Annotated in this window: 5 protein-coding genes; 2 read left to right on the forward strand and 3 right to left on the reverse strand. The window is 71.3% G+C overall.

Annotated elements, in window-relative coordinates:
- Nucleotides 1-517: 517 nt before the first annotated feature.
- Nucleotides 518-1,555, forward strand: a complete 1,038-nt coding sequence (locus D7W82_RS37945) for a hypothetical protein (RefSeq protein WP_120622932.1) — start codon at nt 518-520, stop codon at nt 1,553-1,555.
- A gap of 25 nt (nt 1,556-1,580) precedes the next feature.
- Here the strand turns inward: D7W82_RS37945 and D7W82_RS37950 are convergent, their stop codons facing one another.
- The 3 genes from D7W82_RS37950 to D7W82_RS37960 all read right to left on the reverse strand — a co-directional run bounded on the left by D7W82_RS37950 (nt 1,581) and on the right by D7W82_RS37960 (nt 5,088).
- A complete protein-coding gene (locus tag D7W82_RS37950; protein ID WP_120622933.1) occupies nt 1,581-2,870 on the reverse strand; it encodes a hypothetical protein in 1,290 nt (429 codons plus the stop codon).
- A 39-nt stretch (nt 2,871-2,909) separates the two neighbouring features.
- The gene (locus D7W82_RS37955; protein WP_120622934.1) at nt 2,910-3,794 is read right to left on the reverse strand and encodes a hypothetical protein; all 885 of its coding nucleotides are present in this window, start codon (nt 3,792-3,794) and stop codon (nt 2,910-2,912) included.
- Between the two features lie 160 nt (nt 3,795-3,954).
- A complete protein-coding gene (locus D7W82_RS37960) occupies nt 3,955-5,088 on the reverse strand; it encodes an aminotransferase class I/II-fold pyridoxal phosphate-dependent enzyme (RefSeq protein ID WP_120622936.1) in 1,134 nt (377 codons plus the stop codon).
- A 161-nt stretch (nt 5,089-5,249) separates the two neighbouring features.
- Between D7W82_RS37960 and D7W82_RS37965 the strand changes: the two genes are divergently transcribed.
- Nucleotides 5,250-5,759: a peroxiredoxin gene (locus tag D7W82_RS37965; RefSeq protein ID WP_120622935.1), complete on the forward strand. Its 510-nt coding sequence runs from the start codon at nt 5,250-5,252 to the stop codon at nt 5,757-5,759.
- Nucleotides 5,760-5,780 lie beyond the last annotated feature (21 nt).

The following is a 5,780-nucleotide window of genomic DNA, read 5'->3' on the forward strand; positions in this document are numbered from 1 at the left end:
CCCAGGCCGTCCGCCACGACGAACAACCCGCGCTCGGGCAGCACGCAGTACGCATCTTCATTGTGCGGACGCCGACCGATGTGGGTCTGCCCCGCGCACTCGAATCTCATCACCACTGCCTCCTGGCTGGGCTCCCGGACAGCAAACGGGAGGCCAACGGCCCGGTCGCTTCATGCCCGGGCTTCCCCCATGGGGTTCTCGCCGCTGGAGAGCGCCCGGGTGCGCGTTCCCTCCGCGCCCCCGTACTCCCCTGTCCGAGGACCGACGTTGCGGTCGTCTCCACCCCGTCCCGCCGCGACTTTTCAACGGGCGTGACACCCCGAAGGCCAGGGCGGACTTCGTAGGGGGACGCGGGACCGGCGTCCACGTGTGCGGTCAGGGTGGGACTCATGGGCGCCGGTAGGATACCGGGCATCGTGGCGAATGGGCATTGCTCGCGTCCCCCTAGCAACTCCTGCCGGCCCCAGCGGACAATGCATGAGCTGCCCGACCTGCGGGCCATCACCCGAGGAGAACCATGACCTCCATCCGCCGCGTGGGTTCTGGCATCTCGACATCCCGGGCCTGGTCCATCTCCAGCGAGCTGGAGGTCACCGCCCCGGTGAAGCAGGAGCCCATGACGCCGGTGGATCCGGTGCGGCGGGGCTTCTCCGACGCGAGCGACTTCCGGGCGGACGCCGACGGCGACCTGGCCGGCGCCCTGCTCGAGGACCTGGGGCTGACCTCCGACCCGTCCTCGGAGACGCGGGGGCGCGCGGCGGGCCTGGAGGAGCCGGAGGCCCGGGCCGCGCTGCTGGAGAACCCCCACCTGCGCACCTTCGCGGGGGAGAGCACCTTCGAGGCCGCCGCCCCCGCGTACGCGCAGCGGCTGGGCATGCCCCAGTCGTCCACGCCGCTCATGCAGGCGCGCCACTTCCAGCAGGCGGAGCGCCGCGCGGAGGCCGCGCCAGCGGATCCGTCCCTGGACCCCTCCGACATCCTGTCCCCCGACGCGGCCGCGTGGGAGCTGCAGAACCTGGACACCCTGCCGAGCACCGTCTCCGCGCAGGAGGCGGAGGACCTGCTCTTCCTCCTGGAGTCCGGGGACCTGTCCGGCCTGAGCGACGAGGAGCTGGCCGCGCTGAGCGACGACCTGGACATGGACGACGCGGCTCCGGATGCGGCGGGCGACGCGGACGGCCTGGAGACGTCCGGCGCGCCGGACGCATCGGACGGGTTCCTGGCCACGCTGGAGGACGGCGGGCCGGAGGCGCTGTCAGCGGAGGCGCCGCCGAGCGCCCCGTCGCCGAATGACTTCCTCGCGGACGCGGACGACTTCACGATGGAGGCCGTCCAGGCCGAGGCCGCCTATTCCGCGGCCTACGCGGAGGCCCTCTCGACGGGCACGGCGCTCCCGCCCGCGCGGCGCGAGGCGCCTGCTTCCGAACCGGAGCCTGCCGTGGTGGTGGCCCCCGAGGCCGCTGACGCGACGGCGGACATCGAGGACGTGCAGGACGCCGACCTCGTGGAGGTCGACGCGGCCCCCACGCCTCCGCCGCCTCCGCTCGAATCCTGACGGCCCCTGAGCGGGCCCTGACGCTTCAGGGCTCGGGCGTGTCGGAGAGCGCGGCGTCCAGCTGCTTCTGCGCCTCCATGACGTCCTTCTCCAGCTCGCGGGTGTAGAGGTCGCGCTCGGGGCTCCTCCACTCGGCATCCGAGAACTGCTCGAGCGAGTACACGCGCGTGGTGTGCACGGGCCCGCGCAGCGTGACCATCAGCTCGCGGTCCGGGTCGCCCATCTCCTTGAGCAGGAAGCCCTCCACGTCGCGCAGGGTCAGCGGGAACGTGGGCTTGTCGTCCCGGACGACCTTGCCGAAGACGTTGAGCTTCACCTCCTGCGCGCCCTCCTGCAGCTCCTCGTTGAAGGACAGCACCGCGAACGGCACGCCGCCTTCGTCGTCCAGCCGGCCGGACACCACGTACCGCCCCGCCTTGCGGACCTGGACGGGCAGGTACAGGTCCAGCGACCCGCCCTCCAGCACCTCGCGAACCCTGCCGGTGAACGTGGCCGGCGGCGCGGGCGTGTAGAGCACGTCGAAGAACGCCGAGTCCTCCAGCGACCCCGAGCGCACGCGGAGGGCCACGCGCAGCGTGCCGGAGAACATCGCGAAGCCCTGCTTCGACGGCTGGAAGCGCCCGGTGAGCATCCCGTCACCCGCCACCGCGTCGCCGCCCTGGCCCGAGTCCACGAACGTCACCGGCACGCCCGGCACGCCGCCCGCGTCCGCCAGGTGGTCCGCCTCGTGCGCCTGCGCGGACACCACCTCGCACGGGCGCGGCGCGCGGCGCGCGTCCTCGCACGCCACGGTGAAGAGCACCGCTTCGTCACCGACGACGAACACCTTGTCCTGCTTGAGCCGCAGCTGCACGTCGGAGGTGCCGTCCTCCGCCGCCTTGGGGCTCAGCGGCCGGGTGCGCTCCGGCTCCGCCAGCTCCAGCTGGTCCGGGTGCTCTCGGCTGGGCCGCGACTCGGGCGGATAGCGCGTGGCCGCCACGTAGGATTCCAACGAGCGCTTCGCGCGCTCCAGCCGCTTCTGCCACAGCTCGCGGCGGGCCTCGCGCTCGCGGGCCTCCGGGCTGAGCAGCGACGGCGCGGCGGGCTCGGCCGCCATGGCCGCGCTGGAGCGCTCCGCCGGTGCCCGTGCCACCTCGCGGGGGTCGGGCACCGGGGCGGAGGCGGGCTCCGGTGCGCCCTCCGGCGCTTCAGCCCCTTCGCTTCCCTGCCACCAGAAGACCGCCCCGCCCACGAGCACCAGGGGCACGAGGGCGAGCAACCACCGGCCGTGGCGCAGCCGGGAGGCGGAGGGGATGGGGCCGTCGTCGCGTGTCATGAGCGGGCTTCGCCGGAGGGGGCGGGGGAAGCCTTCATTCTAGTACGCGTACTGGGCCATGTACTCGCGCACCTTGGAGACGATGCCGCCCCAGTTGCCGTTGGCGTAGTGGTTGTACGACTCACCATCGTCGCGGAGGTACACGGAGTGGAAGCTCCACTTCGCCCGGCCGTCGCTGCACGCGTTCTTGAGCAGGTTGAGCGTGCCGCCGCAGAACCAGTCGCCCGGGTTGCAGTAGGAGCCACCGCTGCTGCCGGAGACACCGCCCGTGGAGTGGTAGGCCACCGCCTCGTCGTCCTGGCCCGGGAGGATGCCGGAGTACAGCGTCCCCTTGGAGCCGGCGAACATGAGGAACTCCACGTTGGCCGTGGCGTTGTGGTTGTACATGGAGCGCGCCGTGGTGGTGACCAGGTCGCTCACCAGGGGCTCGCTCACCGCCCAGTCGCCGTGGTCCGCCAGCTCGCTGCCGCCGCCCGCGCCGGACGCCACGGCCACCCACTTGATGTTCCAGCCCTTCTGCGTGGCGGTGCCCGCGTTGCCGCATTCGCCATTGGAGTTGGGCGTGGCGTTCTTCACCTGCCGCGTGCTGGTGCCGTACAGCGACAGCGCGTAGCCGATCTGCAGGTCACCGGCGCTGTGCACGGCGATGTAACAGGAGTTGGTGCCCGTGCAGAAGCAGTCCAGCGCGTTGCGGATGCGGTAGTTCTCCGCGCCCACGCGCTGCGTGCCGTTCCAGTTGACGGCCTTCTTGTTCACGCCCGCCGCGGTGGTGGACGGCCCCCAGTAGCTGAAGTCGTTGTAGTTGCCCGCCTGCGTCTTGCCGCCGTTGCGGCCGTGGATCCACAGCGTGTAGTTCGTCGCGGCGGCTTCGGTACCCACCAACAGCGTCGCGGCGGTCACGGCCGCGCCAATCAGCATCTTCATCGGGGTGTGTCTCCTGGCCTCTCGGGGGGATGAGAGGGCTTCCGCACGGCCCCAGGCCGGGCGAGGGGACAACCACTCTAGGGGTTGTTTCAGATGAAGGCGATAAGCCGAAAGTCCAGTCGTCAGTGGAAACCCTGACGCACCGCGCTGGCTCTGGGAGTCACTCCAGCGCGTCCAGGGCGCCGTCCCGCACGAAGCGTTCCAGCCGCTCCAGTGCTTCCGGCAGGTTGGCGCGTCCCAACCCCAACCGGAAGTGATTGCCCGGAAAGCCATACACGTTGCCCGGCAACAGCAACACGCCCTCGCGGGTAATCAGTGACTCAGTGAAACGAGCCACCGGGATGTTTCGCAGCAGACGGGGGAAGGCCACGCTGCCGGCGCGCGGGCGCACCCAGTGGAAGGTGTCCGCGTGGCGCGCGAAGAAGTCATCCAGCCGCGCGAGGTTCGCGGTGAGCAGGCCGCGGCTGCGCTCCAGCACGCGCTCGCGGGCGCGCAGCGCGATGAGGGACAGCTGCTCGCTGGGGGCGCTGTTGCAGAGCGAGGTGTAGTCCTTGAAGGCGCGGCAGCGCGCGAGCAACTCCGCGTCCCGGGTGGCGAGCCAGCCCACGCGCAGGCCCGCGAGCCCGAACGCCTTGGACATCACGCCCAGGCTCACGCCCTTCGTGAGACACGACGCCGCGGGCGGCAGCGTGTCGTTCGCGTCGTACTCCAGCAGGCGGTACACCTCGTCGGAGAAGAGGTGGATGCCGCGCGCGTCGCACAGCGCGCACAGCTTCTGGAACGTCGCGCGGTCCAGCAGCGAGCCCGTGGGGTTGTGCGGGAAGTTCACCACGACCAGGCGCGTGTCGGGGCGCAGCGCCGCGGTGAGCGCGTCCAGGTCCAGGGCCCAGCCGTCCTCCTCGCGCAGGGGCAGCAGCGTCACGTCCGCGCCCACGGAGCGCGCGACCTCGTAGAGCGACTGATAGCCCGGCCAGGTGACGACGGCGTGCGTGCCGGGCCCCAGGAGGACGTTCATCGCGACGAACATCCCCTCCTGCGCGCCCGCGAAGGTGAGGACGTCCTCGGAGATGAGGCCCGGGTACATGCCGGCGATGGCCTCGCGCAGCGCGGGCAGGCCGGCGGTCTCCGTGTAGCCGAGCGTCAGCCCGTCCCAGCGCGCGCGGTCCTCCGGCGACGCGAGCGCCAGCAGGTCCGCCATGCGCCAGCCCTCGATGTCGGAGGAGCACAGGAGGTAGGGCGCGGCGAACTCCCAGCGCGCGAAGTACCGCTCCAGTTCGAAGTCGGGGATGCGCATCACGGTCTCCATGCCCGCCTGCCCACCGGAGGGCGGAGCGGGCCAACAGGCCTTGCCGGACAGGCGAGCGGACGGGCGCGCAGCCGGGAGCAACCGGTGGCGCATGCATAGCTTGAGTCACGTCCCGTTGAAGCGCTTTCCACTTCCCATAGGGAGCCCGTATGGCCTCGACGAAAATCCCGCTCACGCTGCTGGACCCGGATGGCGGGTGGGTGAACGCCCCCGTCCACGTCTCGGAGCTCGATGGACTGCCCGTCCTCCTCCACTTCTGGACCATGGACTGCGAGGACTGCGCGAAGCAGTTCGAGGCCGTGAACCAGTGGGTGGTGGACTACGGGCCCAAGGGCCTGAAGGTCATTGGCGTGGACGTCACCCACAACGAGACGGAGCTCCGGGACACCAACAAGGTGGAGGGCTTCGCGCGCGAGCACGGCCTGCGCTACCCCATCGCCATGGATGACGGCTCCATGGCCAAGGCCTACGGCGTGGACAAGCACCCCGCCTTCCTCCTCTTCGGCACGGATGGGCGGCTGAAGAACCGCATTGGCGGCAAGGACGCCGTGCGCCGCGTGCGCGCGCTGCTCAAGGACCTGCCCGGCCAGGAGCCGCCCGCGCTCCACGGCGAGGTGTCCCGCGAACAGGAAGACCAGGCCGCGGCCTCCAATCCCTGAAGCGCCTCCGCCTCCCCACCC

The organism is Corallococcus sp. CA049B (assembly GCF_003611685.1).
GTDB lineage: Bacteria > Myxococcota > Myxococcia > Myxococcales > Myxococcaceae > Corallococcus > Corallococcus coralloides.

Bases quoted from the DNA above. Each gene is read 5' to 3' on its own strand.
- D7W82_RS37945 (WP_120622932.1), top strand. From the start codon at position 518: ATGACCTCCATCCGCCGCGTGGGTTCTGGCATCTCGACATCCCGGGCC.
- D7W82_RS37950 (WP_120622933.1), bottom strand. From the start codon at position 2,870: ATGACACGCGACGACGGCCCCATCCCCTCCGCCTCCCGGCTGCGCCAC.
- D7W82_RS37955 (WP_120622934.1), bottom strand. From the start codon at position 3,794: ATGAAGATGCTGATTGGCGCGGCCGTGACCGCCGCGACGCTGTTGGTG.
- D7W82_RS37960 (WP_120622936.1), bottom strand. From the start codon at position 5,088: ATGCGCATCCCCGACTTCGAACTGGAGCGGTACTTCGCGCGCTGGGAG.
- D7W82_RS37965 (WP_120622935.1), top strand. From the start codon at position 5,250: ATGGCCTCGACGAAAATCCCGCTCACGCTGCTGGACCCGGATGGCGGG.